The 16,654-nt window shown below is 69.4% G+C and carries 18 protein-coding genes and 1 tRNA gene; 13 read left to right on the forward strand and 6 right to left on the reverse strand.

Annotation, left to right across the window (positions count from 1 at the left end; genetic code table 11):
• Positions 1-12 precede the first annotated feature (12 nt).
• Genes murI through rdgB form a run of 3 tightly spaced genes read left to right on the forward strand, consistent with a single transcriptional unit; the run spans position 13 to position 2,202 of the window.
• The gene (gene murI, locus DO944_RS02470) at positions 13-849 is read left to right on the forward strand and encodes a glutamate racemase (protein ID WP_112615103.1); all 837 of its coding nucleotides are present in this window, start codon (positions 13-15) and stop codon (positions 847-849) included.
• 31 nt (positions 850-880) lie between these two features.
• Positions 881-1,612 carry a ribonuclease PH gene (gene rph, locus DO944_RS02475; RefSeq protein ID WP_112614334.1) on the forward strand — a complete coding sequence of 244 codons (732 nt, stop codon included), beginning with the start codon at positions 881-883 and terminating at the stop codon, positions 1,610-1,612.
• The gene (gene rdgB, locus DO944_RS02480) at positions 1,609-2,202 is read left to right on the forward strand and encodes an RdgB/HAM1 family non-canonical purine NTP pyrophosphatase (RefSeq protein ID WP_112614336.1); all 594 of its coding nucleotides are present in this window, start codon (positions 1,609-1,611) and stop codon (positions 2,200-2,202) included. Before rph ends, rdgB begins: the two co-directional genes overlap by 4 nt.
• Before the next feature lie 58 nt (positions 2,203-2,260).
• On the opposite strand, the gene DO944_RS02485 is transcribed toward rdgB, so the two are convergent.
• Positions 2,261-4,687 (reverse strand): ATP-dependent DNA ligase, encoded by a 2,427-nt coding sequence (locus DO944_RS02485; protein ID WP_112614338.1) that lies wholly within the window; start codon positions 4,685-4,687, stop codon positions 2,261-2,263.
• Positions 4,688-4,748: 61 nt separating this feature from the next.
• On the opposite strand from DO944_RS02485, the gene DO944_RS02490 reads away from it, so the two are divergent.
• Complete coding sequence (locus tag DO944_RS02490) at positions 4,749-5,726, forward strand: Ku protein (RefSeq protein WP_112614340.1); 978 nt, start codon at positions 4,749-4,751, stop codon at positions 5,724-5,726.
• On the opposite strand, the gene DO944_RS02495 is transcribed toward DO944_RS02490, so the two are convergent.
• The 5 genes from DO944_RS02495 to DO944_RS02515 all read right to left on the reverse strand — a co-directional run bounded on the left by DO944_RS02495 (position 5,727) and on the right by DO944_RS02515 (position 9,793).
• Entirely contained in the window at positions 5,727-6,548 is an 822-nt protein-coding gene (locus DO944_RS02495) for a DedA family protein (protein ID WP_112614342.1), read from the reverse strand.
• Positions 6,549-6,599: 51 nt separating this feature from the next.
• Positions 6,600-6,681 (reverse strand) — tRNA-Leu (locus DO944_RS02500).
• 106 nt (positions 6,682-6,787) lie between these two features.
• On the reverse strand, positions 6,788-7,621 hold the full coding sequence (locus DO944_RS02505) for a formate/nitrite transporter family protein (protein ID WP_112614344.1): 834 nt from the start codon (positions 7,619-7,621) through the stop codon (positions 6,788-6,790).
• Positions 7,622-7,699: 78 nt separating this feature from the next.
• A complete protein-coding gene (locus DO944_RS02510; protein WP_112614346.1) occupies positions 7,700-8,752 on the reverse strand; it encodes a methionine synthase in 1,053 nt (350 codons plus the stop codon).
• A 15-nt stretch (positions 8,753-8,767) separates the two neighbouring features.
• Positions 8,768-9,793 carry a putative oxygenase MesX gene (locus DO944_RS02515; RefSeq protein WP_112614348.1) on the reverse strand — a complete coding sequence of 342 codons (1,026 nt, stop codon included), beginning with the start codon at positions 9,791-9,793 and terminating at the stop codon, positions 8,768-8,770.
• A 118-nt stretch (positions 9,794-9,911) separates the two neighbouring features.
• On the opposite strand from DO944_RS02515, the gene DO944_RS02520 reads away from it, so the two are divergent.
• The 9 genes from DO944_RS02520 to DO944_RS02555 all read left to right on the forward strand — a co-directional run bounded on the left by DO944_RS02520 (position 9,912) and on the right by DO944_RS02555 (position 16,630).
• The gene (locus DO944_RS02520; protein WP_112614350.1) at positions 9,912-10,853 is read left to right on the forward strand and encodes a LysR family transcriptional regulator; all 942 of its coding nucleotides are present in this window, start codon (positions 9,912-9,914) and stop codon (positions 10,851-10,853) included.
• A gap of 96 nt (positions 10,854-10,949) precedes the next feature.
• On the forward strand, positions 10,950-12,125 hold the full coding sequence (locus DO944_RS02525; protein ID WP_396652009.1) for a CpaF family protein: 1,176 nt from the start codon (positions 10,950-10,952) through the stop codon (positions 12,123-12,125).
• Complete coding sequence (locus tag DO944_RS02530) at positions 12,122-12,985, forward strand: type II secretion system F family protein (RefSeq protein WP_112614354.1); 864 nt, start codon at positions 12,122-12,124, stop codon at positions 12,983-12,985. Before DO944_RS02525 ends, DO944_RS02530 begins: the two co-directional genes overlap by 4 nt.
• Positions 12,982-13,899: a type II secretion system F family protein gene (locus tag DO944_RS02535; protein ID WP_112615105.1), complete on the forward strand. Its 918-nt coding sequence runs from the start codon at positions 12,982-12,984 to the stop codon at positions 13,897-13,899. Before DO944_RS02530 ends, DO944_RS02535 begins: the two co-directional genes overlap by 4 nt.
• A gap of 30 nt (positions 13,900-13,929) precedes the next feature.
• The gene (locus DO944_RS15530) at positions 13,930-14,118 is read left to right on the forward strand and encodes a hypothetical protein (protein WP_146751994.1); all 189 of its coding nucleotides are present in this window, start codon (positions 13,930-13,932) and stop codon (positions 14,116-14,118) included.
• 1 nt (position 14,119) lies between these two features.
• Entirely contained in the window at positions 14,120-14,503 is a 384-nt protein-coding gene (locus DO944_RS02540; RefSeq protein WP_112614356.1) for a TadE/TadG family type IV pilus assembly protein, read from the forward strand.
• Entirely contained in the window at positions 14,481-14,942 is a 462-nt protein-coding gene (locus DO944_RS02545) for a TadE family protein (RefSeq protein ID WP_112614358.1), read from the forward strand. The genes DO944_RS02540 and DO944_RS02545 overlap by 23 nt, the downstream gene beginning before the upstream one ends.
• Positions 14,939-15,355, forward strand: a complete 417-nt coding sequence (locus DO944_RS02550; protein WP_112614360.1) for a pilus assembly protein TadG-related protein — start codon at positions 14,939-14,941, stop codon at positions 15,353-15,355. The genes DO944_RS02545 and DO944_RS02550 overlap by 4 nt, the downstream gene beginning before the upstream one ends.
• Positions 15,356-15,451: 96 nt before the next feature.
• Positions 15,452-16,630, forward strand: a complete 1,179-nt coding sequence (locus tag DO944_RS02555; protein ID WP_181574122.1) for a GAF domain-containing SpoIIE family protein phosphatase — start codon at positions 15,452-15,454, stop codon at positions 16,628-16,630.
• Positions 16,631-16,654 lie beyond the last annotated feature (24 nt).

Genomic DNA, 16,654 nt, shown 5'->3' on the forward strand with positions numbered 1-16,654 from the left:
GGCTCGATGATCGTGAATGACGCGCCCATCGGAATCTTCGACTCGGGCGTGGGCGGGCTCACGGTGGCGCGGGCGATCTCGCAGCTGCTGCCGCGAGAGTCGTTGCTCTATATCGGCGACACGGCTCATTCGCCCTACGGCCCGAAGCCCATCGCCGACGTCCGGCGCTACGGGCTCGAGGTCCTCGACACTCTGGTCGACGAGGGCGTGAAGATGCTCGTGATCGCGTGCAACACCGCCTCATCGGCCCTGTTGCGCGACGCGCGGGAGCGCTACGACGTTCCGGTCGTCGAGGTCATCAACCCTGCCGTGCGCGCGGCGATCTCCACCACCCGGAACGGCCGCATCGGCGTCATCGGCACGATCGGCACGATCGCATCTCGCGCGTATCAGGACATGCTCGAGGTCAACGAGCGCCTCGAGGTGTTCGCGGCATCCTGCCCGCGGTTCGTCGAGTTCGTCGAGGCGGGCATCACGCAGTCTCCCGAAGTGCTCGCCGTGGCCGAGGACTACCTGGCGCCGCTCCGGGACGCCGGGGTCGACACGCTCGTCCTGGGCTGCACCCACTATCCCTTCCTCGAAGGCGCGATCAGCTACGTCATGGGCCCCGACGTCGCGCTCGTGTCGAGCGACTCCGAGACGGCGAAGGACGTCTACCGCCAGCTCGTCTCCCGCGGCCTGCTCGCGAACGACGACGCGGTTCCCCGTCACGTCTACGAGGCCACGGGCGACTCCGGCGACGACTTCCTGAACCTGGCCGACCGGCTCATGGGTCGTGGCGTGCCGTCGGTCCGCATGGTCCAGACCGGAGCGATCGTGCTGCCCAAGCTCGCCCCACCCGCATCCTGACCCTCATCCGCCGTCCGATCGGAGACCTCTCATGACCGATTCCCTGCGCGCCGACGGGCGCACCGCCGACCAGCTCCGCACCGTGACGATCGAGCGCGGCTGGAGCGCCCATGCCGAAGGATCGGCTCTTGTGAGCTTCGGCGGCACGAAGGTTCTCTGCACGGCGTCGTTCACCAACGGCGTCCCGCGCTGGCTGACGGGCAAGGGCAAGGGCTGGGTCACGGCCGAGTACGCCATGCTGCCGCGCGCGACGAACAGCCGGAACGACCGTGAGTCGATCAAGGGCAAGGTGGGCGGCCGGACGCACGAGATCTCACGTCTCATCGGTCGTGCCCTGCGCGCCGTCGTCGACACCAAGGCGCTGGGCGAGAACACGATCGTCATCGACTGCGACGTGCTGCAGGCCGACGGCGGCACCCGCACCGCCGCGATCACCGGAGCCTACGTGGCCCTGGCCGACGCGATCGAGTGGGGACGCTCGCAGAAGTTCATCGCACAGCGCTCCGCACCGCTGGTCGACTCGGTGTCGGCGGTGTCGGTCGGGATCATCGACGGAACGCCGATGCTCGACCTCGCCTACGTCGAGGACGTACGGGCCGAGACCGACATGAATGTGGTCGTCACCGGCCGCGGGCTCTTCGTCGAGGTGCAGGGCACCGCCGAAGGCGCGCCCTTCGACAAGCGCGAGCTCGACGCGCTGCTCGAGCTCGGTGTCAACGGATGCGCGCAGCTGCGCGACATCCAGGCGGCGACGCTGGCATGACCGGCCGCATCGTCCTGGCCACCCACAACCCCCACAAGGTCGAGGAGTTCCACGCGATCGTCGCGGCGGTCCGCCCCGACCTTGAGGTCATCGGGTACGACGGGCCGGAACCGGTCGAGGACGGCGTCACCTTCACCGAGAACGCGCTGATCAAGGCCCGGGCCGCAGCAGCGCACACGGGACTGCCGGCGCTCGCCGACGACTCGGGGATCTGCGTCGACGCCCTCGGGGGAGCCCCGGGTGCCTTCTCGGCCTACTGGGCCGGCCACAAGAAGGATGCCGCCGCCAACACGGCTCTGCTGCTCGATCAGCTCTCGGATATCGCCGACCCGCGCCGCACCGCACAGTTCGTGTCGGTCATCGCCCTCGTCGACGGTGACACCGAGCACGTCGTCGAAGGCGTCTGGCCGGGCCGGCTGGCGACCGAGGCGGCTGGCGAGGGCGGTTTCGGATACGACCCCGTTTTCGTTCCGGACGGGCAGTCCGGGCCCGCTCGCACCGTCGCGGAGTGGTCCGCCGCGGAGAAGAACGCCGCGTCGCACCGGGCGCGAGCCTTCGTAGCGCTCACCGAGTTGCTGCGCTCGCTCTGATCCCGCGGGCCACGCGCGCACCAGCGGCCGACGGCCGGGGCTATGCCGACGGGCGAGCCTAGCCGTCGTCGCGGCGGACGTCGCCGGGCGCTCGATCCGGCCGCAGGCCGCGCCACCGGGCATGGCGCAGGATGCCGCCGGGGGTGAACTCGGCGAATTCGACCTCGCCGACGAGCTCGGGTCGCACCCACAGCGCATCGGATGCGTCGGCCGCTGGGACACCCACGAACGGATTCCGATCGGTGCGGAGCGGGTCGAGGGCCGCGGTGAGCCGTGTCAGCTCGGCATCCGAGAACCCTGACCCCACGCGGCCGGCGTACCGGAGCGCCCCGTCGTCGTCGGGGATGCCCAGCAGCAGCGACCCGATGCCGCCCCGTCGGGCGCCCTTGCCCGGCCGGATGGCACCGACGACGACGTCCTGCGTTCGCGTCAGCTTGACCTTGCGCCACTCATCGGAACGGACGCCGATGCGATAGCGGGACGACGGGTCTTTGACGACCGCGCCCTCGAGATCGAGCTGGCGGGCCACGGTGAGCGCAGCGTCGAGGTCATCCGTCACCGGCGGCACGGCCAGCGGAGGCCGTGCTCGCGCCGACGCGGACTCGAGCAGGCGACGACGTTCCCGCAGCGGGAGATCAGTGACATCACGGTCGCCGTGCCGCAGCAGGTCGAAGACGAAGAAGTCGGCCGGAGTCCGAGCCCGTTCTCGGGCGATCTCGCGGGCCTTGGTGAGGTGCATCCGGTTCTGCAGGAGCGGGAAGCTCGGCCGGCCCCCCTCGTCGAGCGCGACGATCTCACCGTCGAGGACGAGGGCCATGTCGCCCAGGCCGAGATCGGCATCTGCGTCGGTGAGCTCGGGGTAGCGTGCGGTGATGTCGGTACCGCTTCGCGCGTACAACCGCATCCGCTTGCCGTCCCAGAAGGCGATCGCCCGGACTCCGTCCCACTTGAACTCGACCCAGGGACCCCACCGTTCCGCGGCCGCGCGGGCAGGCCCGGTCGACGAGGAGACGGCCAGCATGGGCGGCACCGGACCCGCCGCGCCCAGCGACGACGCCGCTGTCTCGGATGCTGGAGAACCGGGGCTCGCCGCGCCTGCCGCATCCGCGACGTCGGTTTTCATCCGGTGCAGCAACCACTGCGACTTCTCACCCGACCCGGCGGTGCGGATGAGTACGAGGCGCGCATCGGCGCCCCCTCCGCCGTTCGTGCTTCGAAGCGTGAAGATGATCTCGTCGTCGCGCCACTTCTCGAGGTCGTAGAGACCGGTGTCCCAGATGGTCATCGTTCCCGCGCCGTATTCGCCGGCCGGGATCTCGCCGTGGAAAGTCAGGTACTCCATCGGGTGCGGCTCGGTCATCACGGCGAGATGGTTGCGGTCCGGTATCTCGGGGATGCCGCGCGGCACGGCCCAGCTGACGAGCACGCCATCCCGCTCCAGTCGCAGGTCGTAGTGGAGGCGGCGCGCATGATGTTCCTGGACGACGAACCGGGGTTTGCCGGCGGAGCCGGTACCCGGAACCCCCGACGCACCCACCGACACCGCCTCGGGCATCGGCTCGGGAGTCCGGTCCGCGGAGCGCTTGGCGAGGTACGGCGCGAGCGGTGCCGTCCGCCGGGGCGCGAGGGGCGCCAGCAGGTCGCCGAGGTCACGGGCGCGCTCGAGCATCTCGTCGAAGCGCAGATGGCGCAGGTCGGGGTCGTCCAGCTCGTCCCACGTCCGTGGCGCGGCCACTGTCGGCTCGTCGCGGCCACGCAGCGAGTAGGGAGCGATGGTGGTCTTCGAGCCGTTGTTCTGGCTCCAGTCGAGGAAGATCTTGCCCGCCCGGGCGCTGCGGGTCATCTGGCTGATGACGAGGTCGGGGTGGTCGGCCTCGAGCGCCCGGGCGAGCTCCTTGGCGAACGCGGAGGCCTGGTCGCTCGTCTGCGCGCCGGCGAGCGGAGCGTACAGATGGATGCCCTTGCTGCCGCTCGTGACGGGGAACAGCTCCATGCCCATGTCCGACAGGATGCTGCGTACCCACCGCGCCACCTCGGCGCACTCGGCCAGGCCGACGCCGGGACCGGGATCGAGGTCGAGGACGAGCCGGTCGGGGGCGCCGCGTTCGCCGGCGTCGGTGAAGCGCCACTGCGGGACGTGCAGCTCGAGGCTCGCCACCTGTGCGAGGTAAACGAGCGAGGCGACCTCTTCGACGAAAGGGTAGTCCTTCGACCCGCTGGAGTGGTCGATCGGAAGGCGGGGGAGCCATGACGGGGCCCCGGGCTCGAGGGCCTTGGCGAAGAAGTCCGGCTGCTCGACGCCCTCGGGCCAGCGTTTGCGTGTCACCGGGCGCCGGTCGAGATGCGGCAGCATCAGCGGCGCGATGCGCGAGAAGTAGTCGATCACCTCGCCCTTCGTGGTGCCCGTTCTCGGATACAGCACCTTGTCGAGGTTCGACAGGCGCAGCCGGCGGCCGTCGACCTGGACCGTCTGCTCTCCTGCCATGCCGACAGGCTATTGCGCCACCCGCTGGCGTCGGTGAGGGGTTGCGGTGTGTACTTCGTGCATGAGATCGATCTGGAAAGGCGCCCTCACCTTCGGGCTCGTCAACGTGCCGGTGAAGGTCTACTCGGCGACCGAGGACCACGACGTGCCGCTGCACCAGGTGCACAACGCCGATGGCGGGCGTATCCGCTACCAGCGCATCTGCGAGATCGACGGCGAAGTCGTGCCCTATGCCGACATCGATCGCGCCTACGACGACGGCGAGCAGACCGTGGTCCTGACGAAGGAGGACCTGGCGTCGTTGCCCTCCGAGCGGAGCCGCGAGATCGACGTCGTCGAGTTCGTGCCGAGCGATCAGATCGACCTGCTCACGCTCGACAAGGCGTATTACCTCGAGCCCGACTCCTCCTCGCCGAAGTCGTACGTCCTGCTCCGCAAGACGCTCGAGCAGACCGACCGGACCGCGATCGTGCGGTTCTCCCTGCGGCAGAAGACGCGGCTCGCCGCGCTGCGCGTGCGGGGTGATGTGCTCGTGCTGCAGACGCTGCTGTGGGCCGACGAAGTTCGGGAGGCGGCGTTCCCCGCCCTCGACGAGTCGGTGCGCATCTCGGCGAAGGAGCTCGAGATGTCGGCATCCCTCGTTGAAAGCTTCTCGAGCGACTTCGATCCCGAGGCATTCACGGACGAGTACCAGGAGGAGTTGCGGACGCTCATCGACGCGAAGCTGGAGAAGGGCGACGCCCTCGACACCTCGGAGACCTTCGGTGAGAAGGCTGAGAAGGAGGGCGGCGAGGTCATCGATCTGATGGAGGCGCTGCGGGCGAGTGTCGAGCGCAGTCGCGCCGCCCGGGGCGGCGGGTCGAAGACGTCGGACGACGGCGACGCGGGGCGCTCCGGCACGAAGACGGACACGAAGAAGAGCACGGCGAAGAGCACGGCGAAGAAGGAGACGGACCAGAAGGCGCCCGCGAAGAAGGCTCCCGCCAAGAAGACGGCCGAGAAGAAGGCTCCGGCGAAGAAGAGCGCGAAAGCCTCCTGATCAGCTCCGCGGGTCGGTGCGCCGGTCGGTGTCGGTCGTGGATGCGTCGGGGCGGTGCGCATGCGGGCCGCCGTGGCCGTGCTCGCGGAAGACCTCGGGGTCGAGCACGAGCTCGCGCGCCTCGTCGGCGTCGGTGTATTCGTCGGGCCCCGCGGCCATCTCCTTCTTCGCCTTGCGCTTCTCGGCGAAGTAGTGCCACACGATGAAGAAGACGGTGCCGACGACGGCCGCGAGCAGGATGACGTCGATGTACTTCGCGACGAACTCGCCGACGCCGGGAATGAGGCTCACGAGATAGCCGATTACGGTCAGGCCGAAGCCCCAGATGACGGCCCCGATGAGGTTGTAGAGCGAGTACCGATGCCACGGCATCTTGCCGACACCGGCGGCGACGGGCGCGAACGTGCGGACGATGGGCACGAAGCGGGCGAGGATGACGGTGACGCCGCCGTATCGCTCGAAGAACGCGTTCGTGCGCTCGACGTTGCGGCGACTGAACAGGCCCGATTCCTTGCGCTCGAAGACGGCGGGACCGCCCTTGCGACCGATCACGTAGCCCACCTCACCGCCGAGGAAGGCCGAGAATCCGATCAGGAGACCGACGATCCAGACGTTGATCCCGAAGACTCCGTGGGGTGCGTGCGTGGCCGGGTTCGACAGCAGGCCGGCCATGATCAGCAGCGTGTCGCCGGGGAGCAGGAAGCCGACGAGCAGTCCCGTCTCGGCGAAGATGATGAAGCACACCACGAGCAGAGCCCACGGACCCGCCGCGCTGATGATGGTGGCGGGGTCGAGCCAGGGGATGAGGGCGATCTGATGCACGAGTTTCCCGTCGGGAGAGGATGACGCGAGGGCGGGCGAACGCCCGATCCGTGCGGAAGGTGGGACTTGAACCCACACGCCGTGAGGCACAGGAACCTAAATCCTGCGTGTCTGCCAATTCCACCACTCCCGCGGACGGGTTCAGTCTAGGCGTCAGCGATAAGCGAATCCGTCCGGATAACCCCCGAATTCGCCGAGACGATGGGGCGGTCGCGGCGCGCATGGCCGCTCGGGCCCACCTATCGCGCGATGGAGCTCCTGAGTCCGGAGTTCGGGACGTTCGCTGACGCGTCAGCGAGTCGCGGGGAGCCGCCGACGAACCAGTACCCGGCGCCGACGACGAGCCCGCCGCCGACGAGGTTCCCGGCGCCGACGAGCAGCAGGTTGAGGGCGAAGCCGCCCACGGTCGCCGACGGGTCGCCGGAGAGCAGACCGATCGTGAACGTGGTCATGTTCGCCACGACGTGCTCGAAGCCGGAGGTGATGAACGCGAGGATCGCGGCGAACACGACCAGGATGCGGGCGGTCTCGCTGCGCAGCCGCACCGTCATCCAGATCGCGACGCAGACGAGGACGTTGCACAGGATGCCGCGGACGAACAGCTCGATCGGCGACTCGTGTGCCTTCGCGGCGAGCATGTCGGAGATCATCGTGCCGGCCGCGGCGTTGCTGTGCAGCACCCCCGACGCGACGATCAGCGCTCCGAACACGACCGATCCGACGAGGTTGGCGCCGAACGTCCACAGGACCGCCGCGGCGGCGCGCCCCGCCGACACGGCCCTCATGAGCGCCGCCTGGGGGACCGTCATCATCGAGGAGGTCACGAGCTCGCCGCCCGCGATGACGACGATCGTCAGGGCGACCCCGAACACCAGTCCCGACACGAGCTTGCCCCAGCCCGAGCCCGCCGCGAAGAGGGGCCCGGCTGCCGTGACCATGAGCACGACCCCGACGCCGATGTAAGCGCCGGCGAGCATGCCCGACACCGTGAAGCGAGCGGGCGAGCGCAGCCCGTCCGCCTTGTGTCGGCCGTTCTCGGCTTGTGCGGCGAGCGCCTCGGGGATCGTGAGCACGGGATCACCGTCCTTCCGCCGCCAGTGTGCGCTCGATGCGCGGTCCGAAAGGGGGCGGCGGGCCGGGGATAACCCCGATCAGCGCACGGCGAGCGCGCTCGGCTCGGAGACCTCGGCTCGGACGATGGCGGCCCCGGCCACCAGAGCGCTGATCTTGTCGTTCGCCACGGCGCGGGGCAGCGGTGCCATGCCGCAGTTGGTGCTCGGGATCAGCTTGTCGGCGTCGACGAACTCGAGGGCGCGACGGAGGGTCTCGGCGACCTCGTGCGGCGTCTCGACCTCGTGGCTGGCGACGTCGATGGCGCCGAGCATCACATTCTTGCCTCGGATGAGTTCGATCAGCTCCACCGGAACGTGCGAGTGGTGGCTCTCGAGCGAGATGACGTCGATGCTCGAGCGCTGGAGAAGCGGGAACGACTCCTCGTACTGCCGCCACTCCGGGCCGAGCGTCGCCTTCCACTCGTTGTTCGCCGCGATGCCGTAGCCGTAGCAGATGTGCACCACCGTCTCGGCGCGCAGGCCCTCGGCCGCACGCTCGAGCGCGGCGATACCCCAGTCCTTCATCTCCTCGAAGAACACGTTGAACGCGGGCTCGTCGAACTGGATGATGTCGACGCCGGCGGCCTCGAGCTCTCGGGCCTCCTGGTTGAGGATCGTCGCGAACTCCCACGCGAGCTTCTCGCGGCTGCGGTAGTGACGATCGGCCAGGGTGTCGATCATGGTCATCGGGCCCGGGAGCGCCCACTTGATGGGGCGGTCGGTCTGCTGCCGGAGGAAGGCCGCGTTATCGACGAAGACCGGCCGCCGGCGACTGACGGCACCGACCACCGTCGGCACGCTCGCGTCGTAGCGGTCGCGGATGCGGACGGTCTCGCGCCGTTCGAAGTCGACCCCGTCGAGGTGCTCGATGAAGGTCGTGACGAAGTGCTGGCGCGTCTGCTCCCCGTCGCTGATGATGTCGAGCCCGCGGCGCTCCTGCTCATGAACCGCAGCGCGGAGAGCATCGCGCTTTCCCTCGACGAGCACATCGCCGGTCAGCTCCCACGGCGACCACAGAACTTCGGGTTTGGCGAGCCAGGACGGCTTGGGCAGGCTGCCGACGGTCGAGGTGGGAAGGAGGGAGTGCGACACGGATCGTCCTTCGGTTCAGCGGGTCGGCGCGGTCGAGGCGGCGTAGCGGGCCGCCCAGCGGCTGAGCACCTGCCGGTGGGGGGTCACGAAGTGCTCCTCGGCGTACCTGCCCTGCGTTGTGGCGAGCTGGCTGCGCTCGACCCGGTCGTAGGTGATGTCCGTCCGCACGAAGTCGTCACTCTCGAGGGTGGGCCGGTAGACCTCGCCGGCGGGCTCGGTCGCGTTGTAGATCTCGGGCCGGTAGATCTTCTGGAACGTCTCCATCGTGCTGATCGTGCCGATCAGCTGCAGATCGGTGTAGTCGGCGAGCAGGTCGCCGCGGTGGTAGAACGCCAGCGGCGCGACGCTTCCGCGCGGCATGAAGTACCGCACCTGCAGCCCCATCTTCGCGAAGTACTCGTCCGTCAGCGAGAACGAGTCCTGCTCGTACTCGACGCCGAGGACCGGATGCCGATTGCCGTTGCGCCGGTAGGTCCGGCTCGTCGACACGCTGATGCACACGACGGGCGACTGGGGGAACCGCTCGCGGTAGGCATCGGACTCGAGGAAGTGCTGGAAGAGCTTCCCGTGGAGGTCGCCGAACCCATCCGGCACCGTGAACTCGCCCGGAGTATGCTGCGCGGACGGCAACAGGATGCTGAAGTCGTAGTCCCGCAGGTACGACGAGAAGTTGTTGCCGACGATGCCGTGGTGGCGCTCGCCGGTCTGCCGGTCGAGGATGTGGATGTCCAGCACCTCGAGGAGCGGAAACTCGCTGTCGTCCGAAGCATCCGCTGCAGCATCCTCGGTGTCGGTGTCGAACCGCAGGTTGGCCGAGACGATGTCGAGCTCGGCGGTGTACGGGTCACCGTCCGGGTTGCCGGTGCGAGCGAGGTCGTTGAGGCGGGCGTCGATCATCGCGAGCGCGCCGCGGAGATTCTCCCGGCGGCGCTCGCCGCGGGCGAGGTTGGCGAAGTTCGTGGTGATGCGCGACGAGTCAGAGGGGGTGTAGTCCTCGTCGAAGCGCGTCGTCGAGATGCGGAACGCGAAGTCGTTCGCCATGATCAGCCAATCGAGCGGAGCTCCGGGGAGCCGTGGGGAAGATGATGGCTCCATCGTGCGCGCCGGCCGTGGTCATCGGGTAATTCCCTCTCGCTATCCGGTGCCATAGTCTGGGGCTATGGCCGTGCGTCGAAGCGGGATCACCCTGCAGCAACTGCAGTACTTCATCGAGGTCGCCGCCGAGGGCTCGATCTCGGCGGCATCCGATCTGCTCTATGTTGCGCAGCCCACGATGTCGGCGGCGATGAAGGACCTCGAGGCGCGGGTCGGCCGCGATCTGCTGGTGCGGTCGGCCCGAGGCGTGACTCTCACCACCGACGGCGTTGAGTTCCTCGGGTACGCCCGCCAGGTCGTCGAGCAGGCCGAGCTGCTCGAGCAGCGCTACCTCGGGCGGCCGCCGTCGCGCCGGCTGCTCGGCGTCTCGACGCAGCACTACTCGTTCGCCGTCGACGCGTTCGTTCGGATGGTCAGGAGCACCGGGGCGCCCGAGTACGAGTTCTCGCTGCGCGAGACCCGGACGTGGGACATCATCGAAGACGTCCGGACGCTGCGCAGCGAGCTCGGCATCCTGTTCCGCAACGACTTCAACCGGAACGTCATCGACAAGCTGCTGCGCGATTCCGGGCTCGCGTTCCACCCGCTGTTCGTCGCCCAGCCGCACATCTTCGTCGCGCGCCGGAACCCGCTCGCCTCGCGGGCCCGCGCGACGCTCGACGACCTCGCCGACCTGCCCCGCCTGACGTTCGACCAGGGTGCGAACAACTCGTTCTACTTCGCCGAGGAGATCCTCTCGACGCTCTCGAGCAAGCAGGAGATCCGGGTGTCGGACCGTGCGACGATCTTCAACCTCATGATCGGCCTCGACGGCTACACGATCTCGACGGGCATCATCAGCGACGACCTCGACCCCGAGATCGTCGCCGTGCCCCTCGACGTCGACGAGCGCATCGAGATCGGCTGGATCGGCCGCACGGCTGTTCCGCTCACCGAGCAGGCGCAGCGCTATCTCGACGAGGTGCGGGCCGTCGTGGGAGGATTCGGAATCGAGCTACTCGGGTGAGGCTGGGGCGTCGCCGCAGGGAGCAATCACCGGCTGCTGGTCCGACCCTGTGGATAGTCGTCACCGCCTGACCGAATAGCGACCACGATGCTGCGGGTGAGCATTTCTCTCTCTGCCGCATCCGGGTCCGAGCCGCCCGACCTGCCGCCCGAGACGCGGATCGCGTGCCGTCTGCGCGATCGGCTGCGGTCGGAGGGCATCGATCCTGCCGAGCGCCCGGACGAGGTCGAGCGCGTCGCGGTCGCGGAGGTGCAGCGACACAACGACTTCGCTCTGGCACGCGGGCTTGAAGCGGTCGACGACGAGTCCGCTGCGGTGCGCCGCGTGCTGGCATCCGTGGCGGGTTACGGCCCCTTGCAGGCGCTGCTCGATGATCCGAGTGTCGAGGAGCTGTGGATCAACGCTCCCGACCGCATCTTCGTAGCTCGAGGCGGACGGAGCGAGAGGGTCGCGTTGACCCTGACCGAGGAGCAGGTGCGCGACCTGGTCGAGCGGATGCTGCACGCCAGCGGTCGCCGCGTCGACTTGAGTCAGCCCTTCGCCGACGCGTCGCTTCCCGACGGTTCCCGGCTCCACGTCGTCATCCCCGACATCACGCGGCATTGGGCCGTCAACGTCCGCAAGTTCCTCCGCACGTTCCGCACGCTCGACGACCTGGTGGCGGTCGGGTCGGTGACCGTGGAGGCGGCGGACATCCTGCGCACCGCGATCGCGAGCGGACGGAACATCATCGTGTCCGGGGCCACCCACGCGGGTAAGACCACCATGCTCAGCGCTTTGATGGCGGCAAGCCCCGCCGAGCAGCGCGTCGTCACGGTGGAGGAGACGTTCGAGCTCGCCGCGGATCTGCCTGACGTGGTCGCCCTGCAGGCCCGGCAGCCAAGCCTGGAGGGCGGGGGAGAGGTGACGCTGCGGCGCCTCGTGAAGGAGGCGCTCCGTATGCGACCCGACCGCCTCGTCGTGGGGGAGGTGCGCGATGCCGAAGCTCTCGACCTGCTTCTTGCTCTCAACACCGGCGTCCCCGCCGCCGCAACGGTGCACGCGAACTCCGCCGCGGACGCGCTGCGGAAGCTCTCGGCCCTCCCGCTACTAGCCGGGCGGAACATCGACGTCGAGTTCGTGCGTGACGCTCTCGCGGCATCCGTCGACATCGTGGTGCACTGCGAGCTCCTGGACTCGGGGCGCCGACGCGTCGCCGAGATCGTGTCGCCCACCGGCGCCGTGACCGACGGTGTGATCGCGACCCGGTCGGTGTATCGGAGCCACGGGTGACCCTTTTCTGGGGCGCGACCCTCGGCGCCGGGCTCGTGCTCATCGTCGCGCCGTGGCTGTCGCCTCGTGAGGCGACGACGCCGGCGACACCCGGTCGCGCTCGCGGAGTCGGCCGCGGCCTCCTCGAATCCGCCGGGTTCGCACATGCGCCGGCGAGCGGGCTCGGCGCCATATCGGTCGGGTCAGCAGCGCTCGCCGCCGCGGCTGCCTGGCTGGTGACCTCCCTCCCCGTCGTCGCCGCCGTCGCTGCCGGGGCAGGAGCGCTGCTGCCGACAGCCTGGCTGCGCTCGCGCGCCCGCCGACTTCGAAGAGCGCGCCGGGGGCTCTGGCCCGACGTCTGCGATCTGCTCGTCGCATCGGTTCGGGCCGGGATGCCGCTCGGTGACGCGGTCTCGTCGATCGCCGAGACCGGGCCACCCGCCCTGCGACCCGCCTTCCGAGGCTTCGCGCGAGATCTCGCCGCGTCCGGCCATTTCGACACCAGTGCCGCCCGTCTGCAGGCGGTGCTCGCAGACCCGGTGGCCGACCGCATCGTCGAGACCCTCCGGATGGCCCGGCAGGTGGGAGGGACTGAGCTGGTCCCGGTGCTCAGGGCGCTGTCGACATCCGTCCGCGCCGATGCGGCTCTCCGCGCTGAGGTGGAGGCGCGCCAGTCGTGGATCCGAGGCGCAGCCGTGCTCGGATTGATCGCTCCCTGGGTGGTGCTCACGCTCCTGGCACTTCGACCTGAAGGGGCCCGCGCGTATGCCTCGGCGGAGGGAGCGATCCTCATCATCGTGGGCGCGGCGGTGTCGTTCCTCGCATACCGGGTCATGCTGCGGATCGGCAGGCTTCCCGAACCGCGGCGGTGGGTGCGGTGACCGGAGTGTCGGAGCTCGCCATTGCCGTCGTGCTGGGCACGGCGCTCGCCGCCGGTCTGCTTCTCACGATCTCCGGGATGCCGCGATGGGTCGCGCCGCCTCTCGAGCGCAGGATCGCGCCTTATCTGCGCGACATCGCCGATCCGATCGGTCTGACCCCGCTCCATCCGGGCTCGTCGTGGCTCGCGGGCTGGCGAGAGCGCAGCACGCGGATGGGGGCGAAGCTGGGCGACTCGGTAGCCCTCCGCCGGCGACTCCTCCGAGCCGGCTGGACGCTGACACCCGAGGGGTTCCGTCTCCGGCAGCTGTTCGCGGGCGTCGGGGGACTCGCGCTGGGCACCGTGCTGACCGTCGCCGTTGCGCTCCGCGGAGATGCGAACGGCGCCACGCTGCTGCTTCCGGTCGTCCTCGCTGTCGCCGGGATGCTCGGTCCCCACATGGTTCTCACCCAGGCCGCGGAGAAGAGGATGCGGCAGGTGCGAGAAGAGGTGCCGACGGTGCTGGAGTTCCTCGCGCTCTGCCTCTCCGCGGGGGAGAGCCTCAACGATGCGTTGCGTCGTGTCAGCGAGGTGGGTGCCGGTGAACTGACCGCACATCTGCGCGCCGCAGTCCTGGCCGCCGGGACTGGGTCGACCCTCACCGATGCCCTGCGTGACATGGCGCGTTCCCTCGAGGTGGCCAGCATCGACCGAGCGGTCGATCAGCTCGTCGGAGCGGTCGAACGCGGTGCTCCTTTGGCCCAGGTCCTGCAGACCCAGGCTGCCGATGCGCGGGAGGACGCGAAGCGGGTTCTGATCGAGCAGGCCGGGCGCAAGGAGATCCTCATGCTGCTTCCCTTGGTCTTCCTCGTGCTGCCGCTCTCGGTCCTGTTCGCGGTGTTCCCCGGCATCGTGATGCTGCGCCTGGGACTGTGAGCCATGTCCGATACGAAGAAAGGAAACACCATGAGACGAACGGTCGCGATGGCCCGCGGCGCCGCACGAGACCTCCGGCATGACGAGCGAGGCGATGTTCCCGGCTGGGTGCTCGTCACCCTGATGACGGCCGGGCTGGTCGTCGTCATCTGGGCGCTCGCCGGGCCCGCGCTGTCGAACCTGTTCGAGCAAGCCATCGCACGCGTCTCCGGACTCTGACATGGCGTTCGCTCTCGACGACCGAGGGTCGAGTCCGGCGGAGTTCGTGATGGTCGGAGCGCTGCTCACCCTGCTGACCCTGGGGGTCATGCAGCTCGCTCTCGCCGTCTACGTCCGAGGGGTCGCTCACGACGCGGCGGTCGAAGGCGCATATGACGCCGCACTCGCCGATGTGACCGACGCGGACGGAGCTGCGCGCGCCCGGGAGATCGTCGACCGGACGCTCGGGCCGGGGTTCGTGCAGGCCGTTCGGACGCAGCGCACTGTGGTCGACGACGCGGCGATGGTGCAGGTGACGATGCGGCTCACCCTGCCGCTCGTCGGATTGATGGGCATCCCGGCAGCGTGGGAGGTGACCGCGCATGCGCCTGCGAACGACGGGTAGTGAGCAGCAGCGTGCTGACGACGGGTCGGCGTCGCTCGAGTTCCTGACCGCGGGACTCATCCTGCTCGTCCCCGTCGTATACCTGATCGTCTCCCTCGGCGTCGTTCAGTCGCACACGTTCGCGGCCCAGGCAGCGGCGCGTCACGTGGCTCGCGCGATCGCGACAGCAACCGACGTCGCTCAGGCCGACGCGCGCGCCGATGACATCACGCGGGCGATCGCCGCCGAGTACGGGATGGCGGCGGACGATCTCGCGCTCGCCGTCTCGTGCGACGGGGCTGGTGCGTGTCCGCGTCCCGGGGAGATGTTCCGCGTCACCGCGGAGACCGAGGCGACGCTTCCGCTCGTGCCTCCCGTGCTCGGCCTCGACCGGCTCGCCCGTGTTCCGATCGAGGCGACCGCGGTGCAACGGATGCCGCGCCTGTGGGGCGCGCTATGAGGCGTCACCACCGGCTGGGGGACGAGGGGAGCGTGCTGCCCCTCACGCTCGGATACGCCCTGCTCGCCATCGTGCTCGTCCTCGTCAGCGCCGACGCGATGAGCCTGTATCTCGCCCACAAGCGGGCAGACACCGTCGCGGATGCCGCGGCCCTGGCGGCATCCGACGGATTCGCTTTCGTCGTCGAAGGCGGCTCACCGCGCGCGCTCCTCGACCCGGCTCATGTCCACGACCAGGCCGCCGAGGTCATCGCGGCAACCGGCGACGTGACGCTGGTCGAAGCCGGCACGCCCGATGGTGTGTCCGCGCGAGTCACCGTGGCGACGGTGTGGCATCCTCCGGTGTCGTCGATGTTCGTGCCCGACGGAGTACGGGTCGAGGCGACCGCGACGAGCCGGACCGTGCTGCGCTGAGTCCGCGAGGCGCAGCAATCGCGCAACCTCCTTCCCGGAGGAATCGGCGCTGGCTAGGGTCGGATGACCGGCTATGCGTGGAGGGGGAGCCCGCTCATGACCCCGCAACTCGATGTCAACGACGACGCGGTGACCCGTCTCGGTCTGATGGACACCGCCCCGGAGGAGCGCTTCGACCGCATCACGCGGCTCGCCCGCGAGATGTTCGACGTCGACTACGCCGTGGTCAACGTCGTGAACTCAGAGACGGTGTTCACGAAGTCGCAGCCGGCGGAATCCGACTTCCGGCACACCCCGATCGAGGACTCGTTCTGCGGCGAGGCGGTCAAACAGCCAGCGGTGCTCGAGGTGCGCGACGGCCGCGCCGATCCGAGGTTCGCCGACCGCGCGATCGTGGCCGAGCACGGCATCCGCTTCTACGCGGGATTCCCGATCCACACCGACGCGGGAGAGACCGTCGGCACACTCTGCCTGCTCGACACCTCGCCCCGTGATCTCAGCGACGCCGACCGCGACGCGTTCGAGCGCTTCGGCCTATGGGCGCAGGCGGAGATGCGCATGGACGATCCCGGTGCCTCCGGTGCCGGGCCCGGGCCCGTGCCCGCTGCGTCGGTCGCCCCGGCCGTACGCGATGACCGTCTCGCGGCAGGGGAGGTCCGCCTGGCCGCCCTGGCGATCCCGTACGGGCAGGTCAGCGGCGACCGGAGCAGCTGGCAGCAGGTCGGAGACCGCATCATCGTCACCCTCGCCGACGTCATGGGCAAGGGTGAAGAGGCCGGCGGGTTCGCCGAGGAGCTGATCGGCGCACTCCAGCAGCGCGCCCACCTCGACCCCGTCGAGGCGATGCTCTCGGTCGAGGACTACGCCCGGCACGACAAGCGCTACCGCGAGACCTTCGCCACCCTGTTCCACGCGGTCATCGAGACCCGGAGCGGCCGCGTGGCATATGTCGATGCGGGACACGGGCTCACGCTGCTTCTCCGTGCCGACGGCACGAGCGAGCGCCTGAGCTCCCGCAACCTCCCGCTCGGCCTGCGCCCATCCGACGCCGAGTGGGAGGCAGGCGAGACCGTGGTCGGGCACGGCGACCTCATCATCTCCGTCTCGGACGGGGCCCTCGATGCCTACGACTCCACGCTCGACAGTCTGCGTCTCATCGGCGAAGACCTCCGCCGCGCCACGGAGCCTGACGCCTTCTTCGACGAGCTGTCCATTCGCGTCTCCGAGCACGTCGTCGACGATGACGTGACGGCGGTGGTCATCTCGGTGCGCTGACGCACGGCGCGGGCGCGCTGACCG

Origin of the sequence: Microbacterium sp. SMR1 (assembly GCF_003289625.1) — a bacterium.
GTDB classification, from domain to species: Bacteria; Actinomycetota; Actinomycetes; order Actinomycetales; family Microbacteriaceae; genus Microbacterium; species Microbacterium plantarum.

Coding starts and splice junctions, on each gene's coding strand:
- rph (WP_112614334.1), top strand. CDS start 881: ATGACCGATTCCCTGCGCGCCGACGGGCGCACCGCCGACCAGCTCCGC.
- rdgB (WP_112614336.1), top strand. CDS start 1,609: ATGACCGGCCGCATCGTCCTGGCCACCCACAACCCCCACAAGGTCGAG.
- DO944_RS02485 (WP_112614338.1), bottom strand. CDS start 4,687: ATGGCAGGAGAGCAGACGGTCCAGGTCGACGGCCGCCGGCTGCGCCTG.
- DO944_RS02490 (WP_112614340.1), top strand. CDS start 4,749: ATGAGATCGATCTGGAAAGGCGCCCTCACCTTCGGGCTCGTCAACGTG.
- DO944_RS02515 (WP_112614348.1), bottom strand. CDS start 9,793: ATGGCGAACGACTTCGCGTTCCGCATCTCGACGACGCGCTTCGACGAG.
- DO944_RS02520 (WP_112614350.1), top strand. CDS start 9,912: ATGGCCGTGCGTCGAAGCGGGATCACCCTGCAGCAACTGCAGTACTTC.
- DO944_RS15530 (WP_146751994.1), top strand. CDS start 13,930: ATGAGACGAACGGTCGCGATGGCCCGCGGCGCCGCACGAGACCTCCGG.
- DO944_RS02540 (WP_112614356.1), top strand. CDS start 14,120: ATGGCGTTCGCTCTCGACGACCGAGGGTCGAGTCCGGCGGAGTTCGTG.
- DO944_RS02545 (WP_112614358.1), top strand. CDS start 14,481: ATGCGCCTGCGAACGACGGGTAGTGAGCAGCAGCGTGCTGACGACGGG.
- DO944_RS02550 (WP_112614360.1), top strand. CDS start 14,939: ATGAGGCGTCACCACCGGCTGGGGGACGAGGGGAGCGTGCTGCCCCTC.
- DO944_RS02555 (WP_181574122.1), top strand. CDS start 15,452: ATGACCCCGCAACTCGATGTCAACGACGACGCGGTGACCCGTCTCGGT.